17 protein-coding genes and 1 other annotated feature are annotated in these 20766 nt (G+C 35.5%); of the genes, 15 read left to right on the forward strand and 2 right to left on the reverse strand.

Annotated features, from left to right (window positions below):
• Positions 1 to 4 precede the first annotated feature (4 nt).
• On the forward strand, positions 5 to 3478 hold the full coding sequence (locus tag ACY2U7_RS01435) for a LamG-like jellyroll fold domain-containing protein (RefSeq protein WP_461815726.1): 3474 nt from the start codon (positions 5 to 7) through the stop codon (positions 3476 to 3478).
• A gap of 46 nt (positions 3479 to 3524) precedes the next feature.
• Here ACY2U7_RS01435 and ACY2U7_RS01440 read toward each other — a convergent pair whose 3' ends face one another.
• Entirely contained in the window at positions 3525 to 4949 is a 1425-nt protein-coding gene (locus ACY2U7_RS01440) for a phospholipase D family protein (protein WP_461815727.1), read from the reverse strand.
• 161 nt (positions 4950 to 5110) lie between these two features.
• Here ACY2U7_RS01440 and ACY2U7_RS01445 point away from each other — a divergent pair, with 161 nt between their 5' ends.
• The 6 genes from ACY2U7_RS01445 to rplA all read left to right on the forward strand — a co-directional run bounded on the left by ACY2U7_RS01445 (position 5111) and on the right by rplA (position 7813).
• Positions 5111 to 5479 carry a YbaN family protein gene (locus tag ACY2U7_RS01445; RefSeq protein ID WP_461812200.1) on the forward strand — a complete coding sequence of 123 codons (369 nt, stop codon included), beginning with the start codon at positions 5111 to 5113 and terminating at the stop codon, positions 5477 to 5479.
• Positions 5480 to 5656: 177 nt separating this feature from the next.
• A complete protein-coding gene (gene rpmG / locus ACY2U7_RS01450; RefSeq protein WP_084667662.1) occupies positions 5657 to 5806 on the forward strand; it encodes a 50S ribosomal protein L33 in 150 nt (49 codons plus the stop codon).
• A gap of 24 nt (positions 5807 to 5830) precedes the next feature.
• The gene (secE, locus tag ACY2U7_RS01455) at positions 5831 to 6037 is read left to right on the forward strand and encodes a preprotein translocase subunit SecE (protein WP_461809903.1); all 207 of its coding nucleotides are present in this window, start codon (positions 5831 to 5833) and stop codon (positions 6035 to 6037) included.
• Between the two features lie 32 nt (positions 6038 to 6069).
• On the forward strand, positions 6070 to 6585 hold the full coding sequence (gene nusG / locus ACY2U7_RS01460; protein WP_461812201.1) for a transcription termination/antitermination protein NusG: 516 nt from the start codon (positions 6070 to 6072) through the stop codon (positions 6583 to 6585).
• Positions 6586 to 6638: 53 nt separating this feature from the next.
• Positions 6639 to 7064: a 50S ribosomal protein L11 gene (gene rplK, locus ACY2U7_RS01465; RefSeq protein ID WP_461809905.1), complete on the forward strand. Its 426-nt coding sequence runs from the start codon at positions 6639 to 6641 to the stop codon at positions 7062 to 7064.
• 59 nt (positions 7065 to 7123) lie between these two features.
• Entirely contained in the window at positions 7124 to 7813 is a 690-nt protein-coding gene (gene rplA, locus ACY2U7_RS01470; protein WP_461812202.1) for a 50S ribosomal protein L1, read from the forward strand.
• Between the two features lie 73 nt (positions 7814 to 7886).
• On the opposite strand, the gene ACY2U7_RS01475 is transcribed toward rplA, so the two are convergent.
• On the reverse strand, positions 7887 to 9284 hold the full coding sequence (locus ACY2U7_RS01475) for an alanine/glycine:cation symporter family protein (RefSeq protein ID WP_461812203.1): 1398 nt from the start codon (positions 9282 to 9284) through the stop codon (positions 7887 to 7889).
• A 163-nt stretch (positions 9285 to 9447) separates the two neighbouring features.
• Positions 9448 to 9584, forward strand: a sequence feature (ribosomal protein L10 leader region).
• A gap of 37 nt (positions 9585 to 9621) precedes the next feature.
• On the opposite strand from ACY2U7_RS01475, the gene rplJ reads away from it, so the two are divergent.
• The 8 genes from rplJ (at position 9622) to rpoB (ending at position 20766) form a co-directional block, all read left to right on the forward strand.
• Positions 9622 to 10158 (forward strand): 50S ribosomal protein L10, encoded by a 537-nt coding sequence (gene rplJ / locus ACY2U7_RS01480; RefSeq protein WP_461812204.1) that lies wholly within the window; start codon positions 9622 to 9624, stop codon positions 10156 to 10158.
• Positions 10159 to 10199: 41 nt separating this feature from the next.
• On the forward strand, positions 10200 to 10577 hold the full coding sequence (rplL, locus tag ACY2U7_RS01485; RefSeq protein WP_461809909.1) for a 50S ribosomal protein L7/L12: 378 nt from the start codon (positions 10200 to 10202) through the stop codon (positions 10575 to 10577).
• A gap of 289 nt (positions 10578 to 10866) precedes the next feature.
• Positions 10867 to 12519: a peptide ABC transporter substrate-binding protein gene (locus ACY2U7_RS01490; RefSeq protein WP_461815728.1), complete on the forward strand. Its 1653-nt coding sequence runs from the start codon at positions 10867 to 10869 to the stop codon at positions 12517 to 12519.
• A gap of 253 nt (positions 12520 to 12772) precedes the next feature.
• Positions 12773 to 13726 (forward strand): ABC transporter permease, encoded by a 954-nt coding sequence (locus tag ACY2U7_RS01495; RefSeq protein WP_461815729.1) that lies wholly within the window; start codon positions 12773 to 12775, stop codon positions 13724 to 13726.
• A gap of 7 nt (positions 13727 to 13733) precedes the next feature.
• Positions 13734 to 14735, forward strand: coding sequence for an ABC transporter permease (locus tag ACY2U7_RS01500; protein ID WP_461812207.1), 1002 nt, complete (start codon positions 13734 to 13736; stop codon positions 14733 to 14735).
• A gap of 6 nt (positions 14736 to 14741) precedes the next feature.
• Positions 14742 to 15740: an ABC transporter ATP-binding protein gene (locus ACY2U7_RS01505; protein ID WP_461812208.1), complete on the forward strand. Its 999-nt coding sequence runs from the start codon at positions 14742 to 14744 to the stop codon at positions 15738 to 15740.
• Between the two features lie 2 nt (positions 15741 to 15742).
• The gene (locus ACY2U7_RS01510) at positions 15743 to 16693 is read left to right on the forward strand and encodes an ABC transporter ATP-binding protein (RefSeq protein WP_461812209.1); all 951 of its coding nucleotides are present in this window, start codon (positions 15743 to 15745) and stop codon (positions 16691 to 16693) included.
• Between the two features lie 242 nt (positions 16694 to 16935).
• On the forward strand, positions 16936 to 20766 hold the full coding sequence (gene rpoB / locus ACY2U7_RS01515) for a DNA-directed RNA polymerase subunit beta (RefSeq protein WP_461812210.1): 3831 nt from the start codon (positions 16936 to 16938) through the stop codon (positions 20764 to 20766).

Raw genomic sequence — 20766 nt, forward strand, 5'->3', positions numbered from 1 at the left:
GGAAATGAAGAATCGAGTAATTAAAAAATTATTATGCTCGGTACTTGCGTTTGGGATGATTGTCCCAAACGCTTTTCCTGTTTATGCCGAAGAAGCGGCAAAAACAGATTTAACAGCCGAGTTAAAAGATTATTGGAATTTTGATTCCTTGACAAGTAATCAAGGAGAAAAAACAACTGCAACAGTGCATGGAAATGCTAACATTGTAGAAAGTGGAGATAAAACATTTGGGAAAGTACTTCGATTTGGTGGGGGTGCAGACAATTATTTAAGATTAGACAACTACATCAACACAGGAAGTGGTTCTACATCATTTTCTATGTGGTATCGTTACGATACTACTATTACAGGTGATGATGCAAATAAGGCTACCGTTTTATTGCAACATGAAGGAGAAGGTCGTTCTTTACTAACTTTACAGGGAGATGGAAAATACAATACATTTATTAATAAACAGAATGTAACTTCTAAAAATGTTGTGGAAAAAGGACAGTGGCAACATATTGTTGTAACCTTTGATCAGAGTGCAAAAAAAGTTAAATATTATATTAACGGAGAAAAAGATAGTGAACAAGCACTTGGAAATGAAGTGGTGAACAAAGTTTTACCATTGCGGTTAGGTGCACATAAAACACCGGGGACTACTGATCCTCATGCGATGCGTGGTGATGTAGATGAATTCCGTGTATATAATAAAGCGTTGACAGATGCGGAAGCAAAAGCTTTATATGATGAAAAAGCTCCAAAAGTAGATGATGTGAAATTGACAGTAGATTTGAACAAGGTAAATCAGACAATCGAACCAGAAACTATTTTTGGTATTAATCATCGTTATGCTTTTAATGGTTATGGAACATTTGATTCTGAAAAAATGAAAATCAAAGATGATTTCAAATCGTTATATGAACAAGCAGGATTTGGTTCTATTCGTTATCCAGGAGGAACGATTTCAAACTTGTTTAACTGGAAGACAACTTTAGGAAGCAAAGAAAACCGTAAAAAACAAATTCATGGTTTTTATAATAATCAGAATCAAAATGGTATTGAACCAAACTTTGGTATTAAAGAAATAGGCGATTTTGCAGATGAAGTGAATTCGGAAATTGTTTATGTATATAGTTTGGGACGCGGTAATGCTATGGATGCTGCAGATTTAGTAGAATATCTGAATGCAAAAGTTGGCACAAATCCAAATGGCGGAATTGATTGGGCACAAGTTCGTGCAAAAAATGGACATAAAGACCCTTACAATGTACGTTATTTTGAAATCGGAAATGAAATGCAGCAGGCTTATGGAAAAGATGCTGACGGTACAACATCACAAGGATATTGGACACAATATGTAGAAGGTGGAGCAGAAAAAGCATACACAGAAGGTGGAGTTGCAAAATTTGTACAAAGATATGCTGTTGATGAAGAAAACTGGAATAAAGTTGCATCAAGAACAGATGGAAAACCAAATTTAGTTAGATATTTACGATACGCAAATGTAAACCCTGGAAAGATGGAAAACGGGAAAATTGTTGCTGATCCTGAATTTAAGGCAGTAAATGATGGAGTACAGGTTTATGTCGGAGTAGATGGAAAATTAACAGAATGGAAAGTGGTAAACTCTTTTGAAAATTCAAAGGAAAATGATACACATTGTGTTGTAGATTATAGTACAGGTGCTATCCATTTTGGTGATGGAAAACATGGTAAGATACCAGAAGCTAATCAAAACGTATATGCAACTTATAGTGTAAAGAGAGAAGGTTTCATTGACGTATCAAAAGCAATTAAAAATACGACAAACAAAATCAATGAAATTGAAGGAACAAAACATAAAGCAAACGTATATACAAGTTATGAATCAAAAGGATTCATTCAGCATATGAATGATTTACATGCCAATGATTGGTATGACGGAATGACAATTCATCCATATTCAGGTACAGTACAAGGAAATACTGCGGAAGCATTTTATGATGACGCGATGAAAAAAGCAGAAACAAAAGGTGTGGATCATGTAAAAGATTATGTAAAAATGTTACCTGAAGGAAAAGTACCTGTCATTAGTGAGTATGGTATTTTCAGAAATACACAACCACAAGTGCGTTCTCAAACACATGCGGTATATATTGCAAAAGTATTAATGGAATATGTGAAATTGGGAAGCCCATATATTCAGAAACATTGTTTGGCTGACTGGTATAGTTCTGGTGGAGATTCACTTGGACCAACTCAGCAGGCAGTTATCCAAGTTGTTCCACAGACAAATGCAAATACAGGAACAGGAGAGGGAGAATTTAAGTTTTTCTCAACTCCATCAGCTCGTGTGTTTGAAATGTTAAATGGGGGATTTGGAGAAAAAGTTGTAGATGCACAGTTTGATGTTGTGCCAACAATGAGCAATGGGGTAAAAATGTTATCAGCTCTTGCAAGTAAAGATAATAGTGGAAATATTTATGTAGCGATGGTGAATGTTGATCGCAAAAATGACCGCAACGTTGTATTAAACATACCAAATTATAATTTAGCAGGACATAAAATTGAATTACAAACATTGAGTTCAAAAACAATTACAGATGAGAACACATTGGCGAACCCAGAAACTGTAAAAGTGAATAGAACAAATATGGTGGCTACAGAAACTCAAAGTATTACTGTACCAAAACACTCATTTGTTGTGGCAAAAATTTGTAGTAATGTAAATAAAACAGCTCTTCAGAAAAAAGTTGATGAAATTAATACATTAAATAAAGCAAACTATACTAATTTTGCTTCTGTAGAAACAGTATTAAATAAAGCAAAAACAGTTTTAGAGAATTCCTCTGCTACACAAGATGAAGTAGATAGAATGCTTAAAGAACTAACAGACGCTCAAGCAAAACTTACTTTGAAAAAAGCAAACTATGCAAAAGTGGATGAAGCAATAAAGAAAGCAAATGCATTAAACAAAGATGATTTTGTTGATTTTAGCGAAGTAGAGAAAGCTTTAAATGCCGTTGTACGTGATTTAGATATTACAAAACAGGCGGAAGTAGATGGAATGGCTAAAGCCATTGAAGAAGCTATTAAAGGTTTAACAAATAAGCCAGCACCTAAACCAGAAAAACCTTCTAAGGAAGCGTTGGAAAATGCTTTGATGGAAGCGAAAAAGTTAAATGGAAAAGATTATAAGGAAGATGGTTGGAAGGTATTTGTAAATGCATTAGAAGTTGCACAGTCAGTATATGAAAATGAAGATGCAACAGAACAAGAAATTGCAGATGCAGTAAAACAATTAAAAGATGCTCAAAATAAACTTGTAAAAGTAGAAGTAGAAAAGCCAGAAGAGACACAGAAACCACAAAAACCAGATAAGAAACCAAATAATGAGCAGCATGACAAAACAGATACAACAAGTAAGCCAGTGAAAACAGGAGATACAGCACCGATACTTCCATTGATGATTATGGGACTTGGAGCAGTCTTAGTTGTATTAAAAAAACACTAATAAAATGGGACGTAATGATTTGATGTAATCATTACGTCCCATTTTACTATAAAAACCTTCGTATTGGTAAAACGATCACTCTAAGTACACCGTAAAAAATTTTCTTTCCAATACTTAATTTCTTTTCTTTATAATTTTTTCCGTAAGTATATTCACCGTTCTTTTCCATTGTCTTACTGTAAGTTTTATCTCTTTCTGCTTCTTTGCGAATAATAGAATTCAATTCAGGACAATCCACGGCAAGCATCAATTCCGTATCCTGATACGTGCTTCGCATATCGAAATTATAAGAGCCGACGATACTTAAGCGTTCGTCAAGAAGAAGGGCTTTTGTATGACAAGAATATTTTCCCATAAATTCATATACTTTTATGCCGGTTTTTTGGATTTTTTCTTTTTGATTTAGGTAGTCTGTGCATCCCCAAGGATTTGCACCACTAGCAACATCGTTTGTGATAATTTCTACTGGAATTCCTTTTTTGTTTAAATCAGTAAATCCTTGATACATTTCTTTTCCACAGATAATGTAAGGTGTGTAAATCGTTACATGAGTAGAGTCAAGCATTAACTGTTGTAGTGAATACCAAAGGAGAGGTTCTTTGTTTTCAGTTTCAATTGGATTGCTTAAAAGAGTGATTTTGTTAGTTGGTAGAGTTAATTCTTCAAAGTTCCATTTCTCGTATGCTTGTTTGTAAGTTTTGCGTAAGTAGTCATACCTATTTTCTAAATCTTTTTTTGCTTTTATTATATTAGAAGTTTCTTTTTGACAAAGATAGTTTTTGCTATCTGGTAATGCCCAAACACTTTCAAAATAAGAACGTAATTGAGAGAGAGAAGAAGTATTCTTTTCTTTTGTATTGTATACAAAAAGTTCTCGGTCAATGTTTTTGGAAGAAGAATAATCTCCTAAAAATAAGTTTGTTGTATTTCTTCCGCCAAGAAGATACATCTGATGATCAATAATGACATATTTATCATGAAGGCGTGCCTGTAAATCATAAGGTTTTAGTAGGTTAATTGGATTGTAGATGCGTATAGAAATATTCGGATAGGAGGCAAGAGCCTGAAAATATTCGTTTCCATACAGATCAAGAAATCCACTACATCCATCAACAATAACACGAACAGAAACCCCTCTCTTTGCTGCATGAATTAATGCGGACATAACATCTTTTCCAGATTTAGAAGGGTTAAAGTCGAATGTTGATAAAATGACTTCTTCTTTTGCACTTTCAATCATGTTTAACCGATATAAAAGAGCATCAGAATTATCATTAATATAAGAAACTCTTTCACTTCCGACTGTATCGCTGTAAAACTCTTTTGAATGAAACTGACGTTGATAACCAACGGAAACTTTTTTGTGGGAAACATAAGGAATAACCAAAAGTGAAATGTATATGATAAGTAAAAATAATAAAAGTTTTCTAGGGGATAAATATTTGAATAAAATAAAAAATTTTTTCTTCATGTTATATACTCTTTCTCCTTTGTATTTTCTATTCGATTAGAATATTATAAATCTGCATAAAAAGAAAGTAAACAGTTACTTATGAATTATGAGTTGACAATTCGATACACTTGGGTTAGAATTGACTAACAAAAAATAGTTTACAATACATGGAGGTAGAAATGAAATTTATTTGGCTTACGATTGGTTTTGTTGCAATGGCACTAGGATGTGTGGGAGTTGTATTGCCTGTTCTTCCAACCACTCCTTTTCTTTTAGTAGCATCTTTTTGTTTTGCAAAAGGTTCGGATCGTTTTCACAATTGGTTTATAGGAACGCAATTATACAAGAAACACTTGGATAGTTTTGTTAAGGAAAGAAGTATGACATTAAAAACAAAATGGTGTATTTTACTTCCTGCTTCTTTGATGTTAGTCATTGCTATGTTAATGATGCAAAATATATATGGGAGAATTTTTATTGTCTTTTTAATTATTTTTAAGTATGTTTATTTCTTTACAAAGATTCAGACAAAAAAAGAGGAAATATAGAGGAAATATAGAGAAAATGCCCATAAAAATCAAAGAATAAGACTTGACTAGCATTCGTCTGTGTGATAAACTGAACAAGCGAATGGAAGTAGGTCTTTTTTTTATGCCTAAAAATAGGTAGTCTCGCAAACTACCGGTAACTATGAAATTAAGAACAGAAAAAGCGAGGTGGAAGTTGTGCGCACAAGAATCACATTGGCATGTACAGAATGTAAACAACGTAACTACAATATGACAAAGGATAAGAAAACACATCCTGATCGTATGGAAACAAAGAAATACTGCAAGTTCTGTAGAACACACACATTACACAAAGAAACGAAATAATCGTTTGTGAAAGGACGTGACAGTATGGGCGAAAAGTCTAGTAAGGAAAAGGCTCAGAAGAAAAGTTGGTTCAAAGGTCTTAAAGCGGAATTTAAGAAGATTATTTGGCCAGACAAAAAAACAGTTGCAAAAGAAACGACAGCAGTTGTTACAGTTTCATTATTGTTGGCAGTAGTAATCTCGATAATTGATGTAATCGTAAAATACGGAGTCGATTTCTTGATAAAATAATGACTGTGAATAATAATGGAAGGTGAGTTTTTATGTCAGAGGCAAAATGGTATGTAGTTCATACTTATTCAGGGTATGAAAACAAAGTAAAAGCAAACATTGATAAGACAATTGAGAACAGACACCTGGAAGACCAAATCTTAGAAGTAAGAGTTCCAATGCAAGATGTAGTGGAATTGAAGAACGGAGTACAGAAAGCAGTTTCTAAAAAAATGTTCCCAGGATATGTTATGATTCATATGATTATGAATGATGATACTTGGTATGTTGTAAGAAATACAAGAGGGGTAACAGGATTTGTTGGCCCTGGGTCAAAACCGGTTCCGCTTACGGATGAGGAAATGGCTCCGTTAGGTATCCAGAAAGAAGAAATTGTTGTTGACTTTGAAGAAGGCGATACAGTTACAGTTGTTGCCGGAGCGTGGGAAGGAACAGTTGGAGTAATTCAAGCAATGAACACGCAAAAACAAAGTTTAACTATCAATGTAGAATTATTTGGTCGTGAAACGCCAGTAGAAATTAGTTTTAAAGAAGTTAAGAAAATGTAACAAGAATAAGTGGGAGGGAAATCCCCGCAAATACCACAAGGAGGTACACAAAAATGGCAAAAAAAGTACAAGGTTATATTAAATTGCAGATTCCTGCTGGAAAGGCAACTCCGGCACCACCTGTTGGTCCAGCTTTAGGTCAGCATGGTGTAAATATTGTTGAATTTACAAAACAGTTTAACGCAAAAACAGCAGATCAAGGTGACTTGATTATCCCTGTTGTTATTACAGTTTACAATGACAGAAGTTTTAGTTTTGTAACAAAAACACCACCTGCAGCAGTTCTTATTAAAAAAGCTTGCAACATTAAATCAGGTTCAGGTGTTCCAAATAAAAACAAAGTTGCTACAATTACAAAAGCACAGGTACAGGAAATTGCTGAGATGAAAATGCCAGACTTAAATGCTGCTACAATTGAAGCTGCAATGAGCATGGTAGAAGGTACTTGTCGAAGCATGGGTGTAAAAGTAACAGAATAATTGTAAACATAGAATGTGGGAGGGCTCGCTCCCGATATTACCACTAGGAGGTTATTTAAATGAAAAGAGGAAAGAAATATACAGAAGCTGCTAAGTTAATCGATAGAGGAAACCTTTATGATAAAGACGAAGCTATCGCATTAGTAAAAAAATCAGCAGTTGCAAAATTCGATGAGACAATCGAAGCGCACATCAGAACAGGTTGTGATGGACGTCACGCAGATCAACAGATCCGTGGTGCTGTAGTATTACCACACGGAACAGGTAAAACAGTTCGTATCTTAGTATTTGCTAAAGATGCTAAAGCAGAAGAAGCTAAAGCAGCAGGAGCAGATTACGTAGGAGCAGAAGATTTAATTCCAAAAATTCAGAACGAAAACTGGTTTGAATTTGACGTAGTAGTTGCTACACCAGATATGATGGGTGTTGTAGGTCGTCTTGGACGTGTACTTGGACCAAAAGGTTTAATGCCAAACCCAAAAGCAGGTACAGTTACAATGGATGTTACAAAAGCAATCAACGATATTAAAGCAGGTAAGATTGAGTACAGATTGGACAAAACAAACATTATCCACGTGCCAGTTGGAAAAGCTTCTTTCACAGAAGAACAATTAGCGGACAACTTCCAGACGCTTATCGATGCGATCAACAAAGTTAAACCAGCAGCTGTTAAAGGACAGTACTTAAAGAGCGTAACTTTAACATCTACAATGGGACCTGGAGTAAAATTAAATCCAGTTAAACTATAAGATATTACATCGAGAATAAATATAACAAAAAGAACTATTGCAAAAGTATTTGCAATAGTTCTTTTTACTTGTCTTATTTCCAATGATCTGTATTTTTTAAACCAATCTTTTTAGCTTTAAAAACAGGATTTAATCCTTGTTTCTTTTGTTCGGTATAGTCATCAAGTACTTTGAAAGCAATGTTGCCAAGTACGAAGATAACAAGAATATTTTCAATTGCCATAAATCCCATTAAGATATCTGCGATATTCCAAACTGTACTAAAATCAGCTTGTGCTCCAAAGAAAATTGCAATCAAACAAGAAATGCGGAAAAGAAAAAGCAAAACTTTATTATCTTTGATGAAAAGAATATTTGATTCTGCATAATAATAATTTCCGATTAAACTTGTAAAAGCAAAAGCAAAAATGGAGAAAGTGATAAAATGTATACCGATTTTCCCTACATTTGCTTGAAGAGCAGCTTGTACATAAGGAATACCATCTAATTTTCCGGTAGTTCCTTCTACATTGGAAAGTAGTAAAATAAAAGCAGTTGTTGTGCAAATCAAAAGTGTATCAATAAACACAGAAATTACTTGTACCATTCCTTGCTTTACCGGATGAGAAACTTCTGCGGAAGCGGAAGCGTTCGGTGCACTTCCCATACCGGCTTCGTTTGAAAAAAGGCCTCGCTTAATACCGATTAGAATTGTGCTTCCGGCAAATCCCCCGAAAATTGCTTTGAAATTAAACGCACCTTCTAAAATTTCAGAAAACATTTTTGGAATTTGATTCCAATTCATTAACGTAATAACAATTCCCATAAGAATATAAATTCCAGCCATAATAGGTACAATGACTGAAGTAATAAAACTTATACGATGTACGCCGCCGAAAATAACGAATGCAGTCGCAAAGGCGATGATCAAACCAACGATTGCAGGTAAAATGCTTTTGCTATAATTAGGAATGTAATATTCAAGAGCAGAAGACATATTGTAAGTTTGCAATCCATTGAAACCATATGCAAAACAAGCAATCAATAATATAGAAAAGAGTACCCCCAAATATCGCTTTCCTAGTGCTTGTTCAATGTAATAAGAAGGGCCGCCTCGAAAAGTTTTACCATCTTTTACTTTATAAACTTGAGCTAGTGTGCTTTCTACAAATGCAGAAGCTCCTCCGACAAGTGCCATAATCCACATCCAAAATACAGCTCCAGATCCCCCAGCAACAATAGCCGTTGCGATTCCAGCGATATTTCCTGTTCCAACACGAGAAGCAGTAGAAATCATAAGTGCTTGAAATGAAGAAACTGATTTTTTAGTATTTCCTGATTTTTCTTTAAGAGCATGAATGGCATCTTTAAATAATCGGAATTGTACAAATTTTGTACGAAAAGAAAAATAAAGACCTGCTATAACGAGCAGAAAAATAAGAATGTAACTGTAAAGAAAGTCATTTAGACTTGATAAAAATTGATTAAACAAATGTTGTCCTCCTTAATTATTTGTTATCCAGAGTGATAGCATGGCAAAGGGGGATATTTCATTAAAACATACTTTCTCTGTAAAATATGGTTAAGTGTAATATAAAGTAAAAATAAAGTCAAGAAAATTTTATTTACCATTGACATTGTGTGATAAGCATGCTAAACTATACTAGTAACTGCCGAAGACAGTAGGTGCCGTAAGGCATAAGTTGAGAACGCCTACCGAGGAGATATGAATTCTTAAATCGAATTTACACAATCTCTTTGTCTTAGGATAAAGAGATTTTTTTATTTATCGGCGGTGCAAGCAAAATCTATAAGGAGGTGCACCATTCGTGGCAAAAGTTGAATTAAAACAACCAATCGTACAGGCAATCGCAGAAGACATCGCAGGTGCTCAGTCAGCAGTATTAGTTGACTATCGTGGTTTAACTGTAGCAGAAGATACAGAATTACGTAAACAGTTGAGAGAAGCAGGTGTTATCTACAAAGTTTGCAAAAACACAATGATGAAAAGAGCTTTTGAAGGAACTGAGTTTGCAGGTCTTGAAGAATATTTAGAAGGACCAAGTGCTTTAGCAATTTCTAAAGACGATGCAACAGCTCCAGCAAGAATTCTTTGCAAATTTGCAAAAGACGCTAAAGCGTTAGAAGTAAAAGGTGGGGTTGTTGAAGGTACAGTTTATGATGTTGCTGGTATTCAGGAATTATCAAAAATCCCTTCAAGAGAAGAATTACTTTCAAAATTACTTGGAAGTATCCAGTCACCAATTACAAACTTTGCTCGTGTTATTAAACAAATCGCTGAACAGGGTGGAGAAGCAGTAGAAGCTCCAGCTGAAGAAGCAACAGAAGCTCCAGTTGAGGAGTAATTAAAAAAATAAGAAAATAAGAATTAGTGGAGGAAAATCAAATGGCAAAATTAACAACAGCTGAAATGATTGAAGCAATCAAAGAATTATCAGTATTAGAATTAAATGAATTAGTAAAAGCATGTGAAGAAGAATTCGGAGTATCTGCAGCAGCAGGTGTAGTAGTTGCAGCAGCAGGTGGAGACGGAGCTGGAGCAGCAGAAGAAAAAGATGAATTTGATGTTGAATTAGTATCAGCAGGAGCATCTAAAGTTAAAGTAATCAAAGTTGTTCGTGAAATCACAGGACTTGGATTAAAAGAAGCTAAAGAAGTTGTAGATGGAGCACCAAAAGTACTTAAAGAAGGTGTTACTAAAGCAGAAGCTGAAGAAATCAAAACAAAATTAGAAGCAGAAGGAGCAGAAGTTAACTTAAAATAATTTCTGTTTTTGAAAGGCGCTTGAGAATTTATTCTCAAGTGCCTTTTTTGCGTTTCTAGGATTTCCTTTTGTTTTTAATCCGTTTTTTATAAATATAAATATAACCTATTGACTTATTGAATTCGATGTTATAAAATACATTAAAAATGCATAAAAATTCATAAAAGAACAAAAAGAGATGAAAAAAGAGAAAAAAATGAAAAACTTTCACAATTTCACTTGACTTCTCGTTGAAGTTCTACTATAATGCCACTTTAAAGAGGTAAAGCAAAAAAAGGAGGAGAAAATTATGAAAATGAAAAAACTTGTAGCGCTATGTCTAGCAGGTGCAATGGCAATTTCAGTAGTAGCCTGTGGTAGCGGAAACAAAGGTGGAGACTCTAAAACAGCAGGAGCTTATCCAGGAACAAAAGATAAAGATATGGTAACTGTTGATTTAAGAACAGAACCAGCGGAGTTAAACTCTATTAAGACATCAGATGTTCCTTCAGGAGATATCTTAAGAATGGTTATTTCAGGGTTATATAAACTTGATAAGGATGACAAACCTGTACCTGAACTTGCAGAAGATACAAAGGTAAGTGAAGACGGAAAGACTTACACAATGAAATTGAAAAAAGGTGTGAAATGGTCTAACGGAGAACCAGTAACTGCACATGACTTTGTATTTGCATACCAAACAATTTCTAAAAAGGAAACTGGTTCAGTATATGGATTTATCGTATACCAGAATTTATTAAATGGGCAGGAAGTATTTGATGGAAAGAAAGCTCCTTCAGAATTAGGAGTAAAAGCATTGGATGATTACACATTGGAAGTTACATTTGTTAACCCAATCCCATATGCATTACATTTATTCTCATTCTCATCATTCTATCCTTTAAATCAAAAAGCATATGAAGAAATCGGTGCTGATAAATATGCAAAAGATGCAGATAAAATTGTAACAAACGGTGCTTACAAAGTAGAAGAATGGGTACACGATGATCACATTACTTTAGCGAAAAATGAAGAATACTACAATGCAAAAGAAGTAAATATTCCAAAAGTAAAATACTTAATGTTAAAAGATGCAAATGCTCGTATGAATGCATTTAAAGCTGGTCAGATCGACGTTATTAACGTTGGTGGAGAACAATTGGAACAAGCGAAAAAAGAAGGTATGAAATTAACATCTTATGTTGATAACAGTAACTGGTACTTCCAATTTAACACAAAGAAAAAAGAATTAAGCAATGCTAAAATTCGCCAGGCACTTGGAATGGCAATTGACACAGAATCTCTTTGTAAGAATGTAATCAAAACAGGGGCTACACCAGCAACAGGAGTTGTTCCATCATCTATCGCAGGTGCAGACGGAAAGAAATATGCAGAAGTACTTGGTGATATTACAGAATACAACACAAAGAAAGCAAAACAGTTGTTTGAAGAAGGCTTGAAAGAAATTGGAATGACAGCAGATAAATATAAAATTTCATTCTTAACAGAAGATAGTGCAGGGGCACAGAAAGAAGCAGCGTTCTATCAGGAACAATGGAAAAAAGCATTAGGAATTCAAGTGGAAATCACACCAATGCCATTTAAAGCAAAATTAGCAGCAATGGATAGTGGAGAATTTGATATTGTTTTTGCTGGTTGGTCACCAGACTACAATGACCCAATGACATACTTAGATATGTTTGCAACAGGAAATGGTAATAACTATGGTAAATATTCTAATCCAGAATATGATAAATTAATCGCAGATGCAACAAAAGAAGTTGATAAAGTGAAACGTCAGGGAATGTTAATGGAAGCTGAAAAATTAGTATGCCAGAAAGATGCAGCAATTTATCCTTTATACTTCCAGTCAGTAACATATACAGTATCTGACAAATTAGAAGGAATGACTCGTACAGGATTCCAAGAATTTGACTTTACAGATGGTGCTAAGATTAAATAGTTCTATATAAGTGAATATATCATGAGGAAGGAAAGAGGGAGTTTTATCTTGAGGAAACAGAAGATAACCCCTCTTTGTTCCGAAAAACCGTACCTGTACATTTGTGGCGGTTATCATAGTGACATGAAGAACAATTTCACAAGTTCTTCATGTTGCTTATGTAAAGTACAAATAACGGCAATAGAAACGTACAGGAAAATGTTTTGTGCCTTACATAAGCAATATGAAAAAAGAGATGAAGGAGATGAATTAGGTGTCGAATCGAATTAAGTTTATATTAAAAAGAATAGTATATTCGTTCATTACAGTTGTTGTTCTGATTGGATTCACATTTACATTGATGCATATGTTGCCAGGAGATCCGTTCTCAGGAGGAAAGGCGATTCCGGAAGCGACAAAAGCAGCATTATTTGAAAAATACGGATTGGATAAACCAATACTTGTTCAGTTTTTTATTTATTTAGGAAATGTGTTTAAGGGAGATTTAGGAGTCTCACTTCCAGACGGACGTCAAGTTACAGATATTATTGCACAAGCTTTCCCAGTTTCATTTGAATTAGGAATGCGTGCCTTGATTTTTGCGTTTATCCTTGGTATTTTGCTTGGGGTAGTAGCAGCAGTAAAACGAGGAACAGTATGGGATAGTGCTTCAATGTTTTTTGCGCTTGTAGGTGTATCCGTTCCATCATTTATTATTGGTTCAATCTTACAATATTTTTTGGGATTGAAATTGTATCAATCTACTGGCGTAGAAGTATTTGCAATCATGGGATGGGAATCAGCAAATGCGAAGATTCTTCCAGCGTTTGCTTTGGCGTTTAGTTCGATGGCGACAATAAGCCGTTTGATGCGTACAAGCATGCTTGATGTATTGAATTCAGATTATATTAAAACAGCGAAAGCAAAAGGGTTAAGTAAAAAAGCAATTATTTGGAAACATGCAGTACGTAATGCGATTATGCCGGTTATTACAGTAATGGGACCATTAGTTGCAGCAGTTTTAACAGGAGCATTCGTTGCAGAAAATATTTTCGCTATTCCAGGTCTTGGAAAATATTTTGTACAATGTGTACAGACAAATAATTACCCAGTTATCGCTGGTACTACGATTTTCTATGGTTCATTCTTGATTTTAGCAAACCTTGTCGTAGACTTGATTTATGGTTTTGTCGACCCGAGAGTAAAACTGACTGGTGGAAAGGAGTAGTAGCACGATGAGATTGAAAAAAGAAAAAGCATTGGAAGTAGCGCAGATGCCACGCAAAGCATATGATGTGAGCGGAACGATTCCGGCAGAAGCGTTTGAAGAAATTGGAACAGATGCAAGTAGTATGGAATCTATTGCTCGTCCGTCTGTTAGTTTTTGGAAAGATGCATTTAACCGTGTAAAGAAAAGTAAAGTGGCAGTAGTCTGTCTTGTTCTTTTGTTAATATTAGTTTTAGGAGCTATTTTTGTACCAATATTTAGTACGTTTGATTATTCGACACAAAATGTTGCCTTTGCTAATCAACCAATGATGAGTGCAGATCCAGTAAGTGGTAAAGTACATCTTTTTGGAACAGATGCACTTGGGAGAGATGTATTTGTACGTGTTTGGATGGGAGCGAGAGTATCCTTAACAGTTGCCATTGTTGTAGCTTTAATTGACTGTTTTATCGGTGTTATCTATGGTGGTATTTCCGGTTATTTTGGAGGCGCAGTTGATAATGTGATGATGCGTATTGTAGAAATTATTAGTGGTATACCATATTTGATTATCGTTATTCTTTTGATGACAGTATTACCTCGAGGAATTGGAACAATTATTGTTGCGTATTCTTTGACAGGATGGACGGGTATGGCAAGACTTGTTCGTGGTCAGGTGGTAAGCCTTGGAGAACAAGAATTTGTTGTTGCAGCTAAATCAATGGGAGCGAAACCAGCAAGAATTATTTCTAAACATTTAGTACCAAATATTTTAAGTGTTATTATTGTAAACATTACATTGGATATTCCAGCGGTTATCTTTACAGAAGCCTTCCTTTCTATGTTAGGGCTTGGTATTGCACCACCGAAAGCTTCATGGGGAATTATGGCAAATGATGGAATTTTAACATTCCAGATGTATCCGGGATTATTAGTTGTCCCTGCGATATTTATCTGTATTACGATGCTTTCTTTCAACTTGTTGGGAGACCAGCTTAGAGATGCATTCGATCCGAAATTAAGGAGGTAACTAGAAATGGAACGTATTTTGAATATAGAGGATTTACATGTTTCCTTTGATACATATGCAGGAGAGGTTCATGCAGTTAGAGGCGTTTCGCTTCATGTTGATGAAGGAGAAGTGCTAGCAGTTGTAGGAGAAAGTGGTTGTGGAAAAAGTGTAACTGCACAGACAATTATGAAATTAAATCCTATGCCTCCGGCAAGAATTAAAGAAGGAAAAATTGATTTATGTGGAAAAGATGTTGTTGCGATGAATGAAAAAGAAATGCAAGACATTCGTGGCCAATTAGTTAGTATGATTTTCCAAGATCCGATGACTTGTTTAAATCCAACGATGAAAGTTGGAAAACAACTTACGGAGACTTTAAAAAAACATAAGAAAATTTCAAAAGAAGAAGAAAAAGCTGAAGCAATTAAATTGTTGAATATGGTACAGATTCCAAATGCGGAAGAACGTGTAAATCAGTATCCGCATGAGTTTTCAGGTGGTATGCGTCAGCGTGCTATGATTGCGATGGCATTAGCTTGTAAGCCGAAATTATTAATTGCTGATGAACCTACAACGGCATTAGATGTTACGATTCAGGCTCAGATTATGAAGTTGCTTGCAGAATTAGGAAAACAGACAAAAACAGCAGTTATTTTGATTACACATGATTTAGGTGTTGTAGCTAATCTTGCTGATCGTGTATCTGTTATGTATGCAGGGAAAGTAGTGGAAGAAGGAACGGTAAGAGATATTTTTTATCGTTACGCACATCCATATACAGAAGCATTATTAAAGAGTCTTCCTACAGTAGATACAAAAAAAGATGAACAACTTGTATCTATTCCGGGAACACCACCGGATTTATACGCTCCACCAAAGGGATGTGCATTTGCAAGCCGTTGCGAAAAATGTATGAAAATTTGTAAGAAAAATCAGCCTCCTGTATTTGAAGTGGGCGAGGGACATAAAGCTTCATGCTGGCGTCTACATCCGGATTTTCCAGGTAAAAAGGAGGAAAATTAGTCATGGAGAAATTAATTACACTAGAAAATGTATCGAAACATTTCCATGTAGGACGTAAACAAACATTAGTTGCAGTAAATAACGTAAACATGGATATTTATAAAGGTGAAACACTAGGAGTTGTAGGTGAATCAGGTTGTGGAAAATCCACATTAGGACGAACAGTTATGGGGATTTACTCTCCAACTTCTGGAAAAATCACATATAATGGAGAAGAAGTAAAAGTCAAGAAAACAAAAGACCGTTACGAATATTCTAAAAAAGCGCAGATTATTTTTCAAGATCCATATGCTTCATTAAATCCTCGTATGACAGTAGGAAGTATTATTGCTGAAGGTATGGAAATTCATAATATGTATGACAAAGAAACACGTCAGAAACGAGTATATGAATTGTTGGAAACTGTAGGATTAAATAGGGAACATGCTAACCGTTTTCCTCACGAATTCTCAGGTGGACAAAGACAACGTATAGGAATTGCTCGTGCGTTAGCAGTAGAGCCTGAGTTTATCGTTTGTGATGAACCGATTTCTGCTCTTGATGTTTCTATTCAGAGTCAAATTATTAACTTGTTAAAGAATCTTCAAGAAGAGCATGGGTTTACTTATATGTTTATTGCTCATGATTTGAACATTGTAAAATATATTTCAGACAGAATAGCTGTTATGTACCTAGGCAACCTCGTGGAGCTCGCAGATAGTGATGAAATCTACGAACACACGTTGCACCCATATAGTCAGGCGTTATTGGATGCGGTACCGATACCAGACCCGGAAAAAGAGTCTTTGAAAGAAAGAAAACTCTTGTCTGGAGACGTACCAAGTCCAATTAACCCTAAACCAGGCTGTCCGTTTGCTGGACGTTGTCCAAAAGCAACAGAAGCTTGTAGAACGACATCCCCTGAATTGAAAGAAGTAAGACCAAATCATTTTGTGGCATGTCACTTATATTAAAGGAATAGAGAATAGATAAAATAGAGTTATAGTAACTGTAACTCTATTTTTGTTTAGAAAAATATATAGTTGTAAAAAATCTCTTGACAAGCCTAAAATCGTATGATACAGTTAAAAATGCACTATTGTGGATAATCATGCCCACATAATGCGATGAAAATCGGTAAGAAAGCCGTTTTTCATTGTATATTACGAGGAAAATAACATGAGAGCCAAATAAATATACAAGGAGTGAAACGTCAATGGAGAAAAACAGAATTCGTCCCATCACAAATGGAAAAAGTTCTCGCATGAGCTATTCTAGACAAAAAGAAGTGCTTCAAATGCCTAACTTAATCGAAGTTCAGAAAGATTCATATCAATGGTTTCTTGATGCAGGATTAAAAGAAGTCTTTGAAGATATTTCTCCGATCGCTGACTACAGTGGTCATTTGAGTTTAGAATTTGTTGATTTTACATTATGCGAAGATGATGTGAAGTATACAATTGAGGAATGCAAAGAACGTGATGCAACATATGCGGCACCGCTTAAGGTGAGAGTAAGACTTTATAATAAAGAAACAGATGAGATTAACGAACATGAGATTTTCATGGGAGATTTACCACTGATGACAAAGACAGGTACATTTGTTATCAATGGAGCAGAACGTGTTATCGTAAGTCAGTTAGTGCGTTCGCCAGGAATTTACTATGCAATCGCTCATGATAAGGTTGGGAAAGAATTATATTCTTCCACAGTAATTCCAAATCGTGGAGCGTGGTTAGAATATGAGACAGACTCCAATGACGTTTTCTATGTACGTGTAGATAGAACGAGAAAAGTACCTATCACAGTGCTCATTCGTGCATTGGGATATGGAACTAATGCGGAAATTTTAGAGTTGTTCGGTGAAGAACCTAAAATTCAAGCAAGTTTTGGAAAAGATACAGCAGAAAGTTATCAGGAAGGTCTTTTAGAATTATATAAAAAGATTCGTCCAGGAGAGCCTCTTGCAGTAGATAGCGCAGAAAGTTTAATTACAAGTATGTTCTTTGATGCAAGACGTTATGACTTAGCGAAAGTAGGCCGTTATAAATTTAATAAAAAATTAGCATTGAAAAATCGTATTGCAGGTCAAGTTGCAGCGGAAGATATTGCTAGTGCAATTACAGGTGAAGTACTTGTAGAAGAAGGACAGGTTATTACAAGAGAATTGGCTGAAGCAATTCAAAACGGAGCCGTTCCATTTGTATGGGTAAAAGGTGAAGAACGTAATATCAAGATTCTTTCTAACATGATGGTAGAGTTAGAAAGTGTTGTGGATATAAATGCAGAGGAATTGGGAATTGCAGAATTAGTATACTATCCTGTATTGGCTAATCTTTTAGAAGAAACAGGTGGCGACATTGACGAATTAAAAGAAGCAATCCGTAAAAATATTCATGAATTGATTCCAAAACATATTACAAAAGAAGATATTTTGGCATCAATTAACTATAATATTCATTTGGAATATGGAATCGGAACAGATGATGATATCGACCACTTAGGTAATAGACGTATTCGTGCGGTTGGTGAGTTGTTACAGAACCAATACAGAATTGGTTTATCTAGATTAGAGAGAGTTGTTCGTGAAAGAATGACAACTCAAGACTTAGAAGGAATTTCTCCTCAGTCACTTATTAATATTAAACCTGTAACAGCAGCAGTGAAGGAATTCTTCGGTTCTTCACAGTTATCACAATTTATGGATCAGAATAACCCTCTTGGTGAATTGACACATAAGAGACGTTTATCAGCACTTGGTCCTGGTGGTCTTTCAAGAGATAGAGCTGGATTTGAGGTTCGAGATGTTCACTATTCACATTATGGAAGAATGTGTCCAATCGAAACTCCTGAAGGTCCTAACATCGGTTTGATTAACTCTCTTGCTTGTTATGCAAGAATTAATGAGTATGGATTCGTAGAAGCGCCATATCGTAAAATCGATAAAACAGATCCGAAAAACCCAGTTGTAACAGAAGAAGTTGTTTATATGACAGCGGATGAGGAAGATAATTATCATGTAGCACAGGCAAATGAGCCTCTTGATGCAGAAGGACATTTCATTCATAAGAATGTATCAGGTCGTTATCGTGAAGAAACACAGGAATATGAAAAGACAACATTTGATTACATGGATGTATCGCCTAAGATGGTATTTTCTGTGGCGACTGCACTTATTCCTTTCCTTGAAAACGATGACCCTACTCGTGCGTTAATGGGTTCCAACATGCAACGTCAGGCAGTGCCTCTTCTTATGACAGAAGCACCAGTTGTTGGAACAGGTATGGAAACAAAAGCAGCTGTCGATTCAGGTGTTTGTATCGTTGCTGAACAAGCAGGGGTTATTGAACGTTCTACATCAAAAGAAATTGTAGTAAAACAAGATGATGGAGTAAGAAAAACATATAAATTAACAAAATTCTTACGTAGTAACCAAAGCAACTGTTATAATCAGAGACCAATCGTTGTTAAGGGAGAAAGAGTAGAAGAAGGTCAGGTAATCGCAGACGGACCATCTACATCAAACGGTGAAATGGCACTCGGTAAAAACCCACTGATTGGATTTATGACATGGGAAGGTTACAACTACGAAGATGCTGTTTTATTAAGTGAAAGATTAGTACAGGATGATGTGTATACATCAATCCATATTGAAGAATATGAAGCAGAAGCACGTGACACAAAACTTGGACCTGAAGAAATCACAAGAGATATCCCAGGTGTAGGTGATGATGCATTGAAGGATCTTGATGATAGAGGTATTATCCGTATCGGTGCAGAGGTTCGTGCAGGTGACATTTTAGTTGGTAAAGTAACTCCTAAAGGAGAAACAGAATTAACAGCAGAAGAAAGACTACTTCGTGCAATTTTCGGTGAGAAAGCAAGAGAAGTAAGAGATACTTCCCTTAAAGTACCTCACGGAGAATATGGTATAGTTGTAGATGCGAAAGTGTTTACAAGAGAAAATGGAGATGAATTATCACCTGGTGTAAATCAAGCAGTTCGTATTTACATTGCACAGAAGAGAAAGATTTCTGTAGGAGATAAAATGGCTGGTCGTCATGGTAACAAGGGTGTTGTTTCCCGCGTATTACCAGTAGAAGATATGCCATTCTTACCAAATGGTCGTCCTTTGGACATCGTATTGAACCCACTTGGTGTGCCTTCACGTATGAACATTGGACAGGTGCTTGAAATCCACTTAAGTCTTGCGGCGAAAGCATTAGGATTCAACATTGCTACACCTGTATTTGATGGTGCAAACGAGGTTGATATCATGGATACTCTTGATTTGGCAAATGATTATGTCAACTTAGAGTGGGAAGAATTTGAAGCAAAACATAAAGATGAATTGTTACCAGAAGTTTTAGAATACTTGTCAGAAAATAGAGAACATAGAAAATTATGGAAAGGTGTTCCACTTTCAAGAGATGGTAAAGTAAGATTACGAGATGGTAGAACAGGAGAATACTTTGATAGTCCTGTAACTATCGGACACATGCACTATTTGAAATTACATCACTTAGTAGATGATAAGATTCATGCACGTTCAACTGGTCCTTACTCATTAGTAACTCAGCAGCCTCTTGGTGGTAAAGCCCAGTTTGGTGGACAGAGATTCGGTGAAATGGAAGTTTGGGCATTGGAAGCTTATGGTGCATCTTACACATTACAGGAAATTTTGACAGTGAAATCGGATGATGTTGTTGGTCGTGTGAAAACATACGAAGCAATTATTAAAGGTGAAAATATTCCTGAGCCAGGTATTCCTGAATCATTTAAAGTACTTCTGAAAGAGTTACAATCACTTGGACTTGATGTAAGAGTGCTTCGTGATGACAATACAGAAGTAGAAATTATGGAAACAATAGATTACGGTGAAACAGATTTACACTCAATTATTGAGGGAGATAGAAATTATACGCCGAACGATGAATCTTACGGCGAACATGGATTTAGCCAAAAAGAATTTGAAGGCGACGAGTTAATAGATATTGAAGAAGAACCTGAACAGATCGAATTTGAGGAAATTCTTGACGAAGAATAG

This window comes from Faecalimonas sp. (assembly GCA_029264305.1).
Lineage (GTDB): Bacteria > Bacillota > Clostridia > Lachnospirales > Lachnospiraceae > Faecalimonas.

Excerpts from the sequence above, each read along its gene's own strand:
- ACY2U7_RS01435 (WP_461815726.1), top strand. The coding sequence starts at position 5 with ATGAAGAATCGAGTAATTAAAAAATTATTATGCTCGGTACTTGCGTTT.
- ACY2U7_RS01440 (WP_461815727.1), bottom strand. The coding sequence starts at position 4,949 with ATGAAGAAAAAATTTTTTATTTTATTCAAATATTTATCCCCTAGAAAA.
- ACY2U7_RS01445 (WP_461812200.1), top strand. The coding sequence starts at position 5,111 with ATGAAATTTATTTGGCTTACGATTGGTTTTGTTGCAATGGCACTAGGA.
- secE (WP_461809903.1), top strand. The coding sequence starts at position 5,831 with ATGGGCGAAAAGTCTAGTAAGGAAAAGGCTCAGAAGAAAAGTTGGTTC.
- nusG (WP_461812201.1), top strand. The coding sequence starts at position 6,070 with ATGTCAGAGGCAAAATGGTATGTAGTTCATACTTATTCAGGGTATGAA.
- rplK (WP_461809905.1), top strand. The coding sequence starts at position 6,639 with ATGGCAAAAAAAGTACAAGGTTATATTAAATTGCAGATTCCTGCTGGA.
- rplA (WP_461812202.1), top strand. The coding sequence starts at position 7,124 with ATGAAAAGAGGAAAGAAATATACAGAAGCTGCTAAGTTAATCGATAGA.
- rplL (WP_461809909.1), top strand. The coding sequence starts at position 10,200 with ATGGCAAAATTAACAACAGCTGAAATGATTGAAGCAATCAAAGAATTA.
- ACY2U7_RS01490 (WP_461815728.1), top strand. The coding sequence starts at position 10,867 with ATGAAAATGAAAAAACTTGTAGCGCTATGTCTAGCAGGTGCAATGGCA.
- ACY2U7_RS01500 (WP_461812207.1), top strand. The coding sequence starts at position 13,734 with ATGAGATTGAAAAAAGAAAAAGCATTGGAAGTAGCGCAGATGCCACGC.
- ACY2U7_RS01505 (WP_461812208.1), top strand. The coding sequence starts at position 14,742 with ATGGAACGTATTTTGAATATAGAGGATTTACATGTTTCCTTTGATACA.
- ACY2U7_RS01510 (WP_461812209.1), top strand. The coding sequence starts at position 15,743 with ATGGAGAAATTAATTACACTAGAAAATGTATCGAAACATTTCCATGTA.
- rpoB (WP_461812210.1), top strand. The coding sequence starts at position 16,936 with ATGGAGAAAAACAGAATTCGTCCCATCACAAATGGAAAAAGTTCTCGC.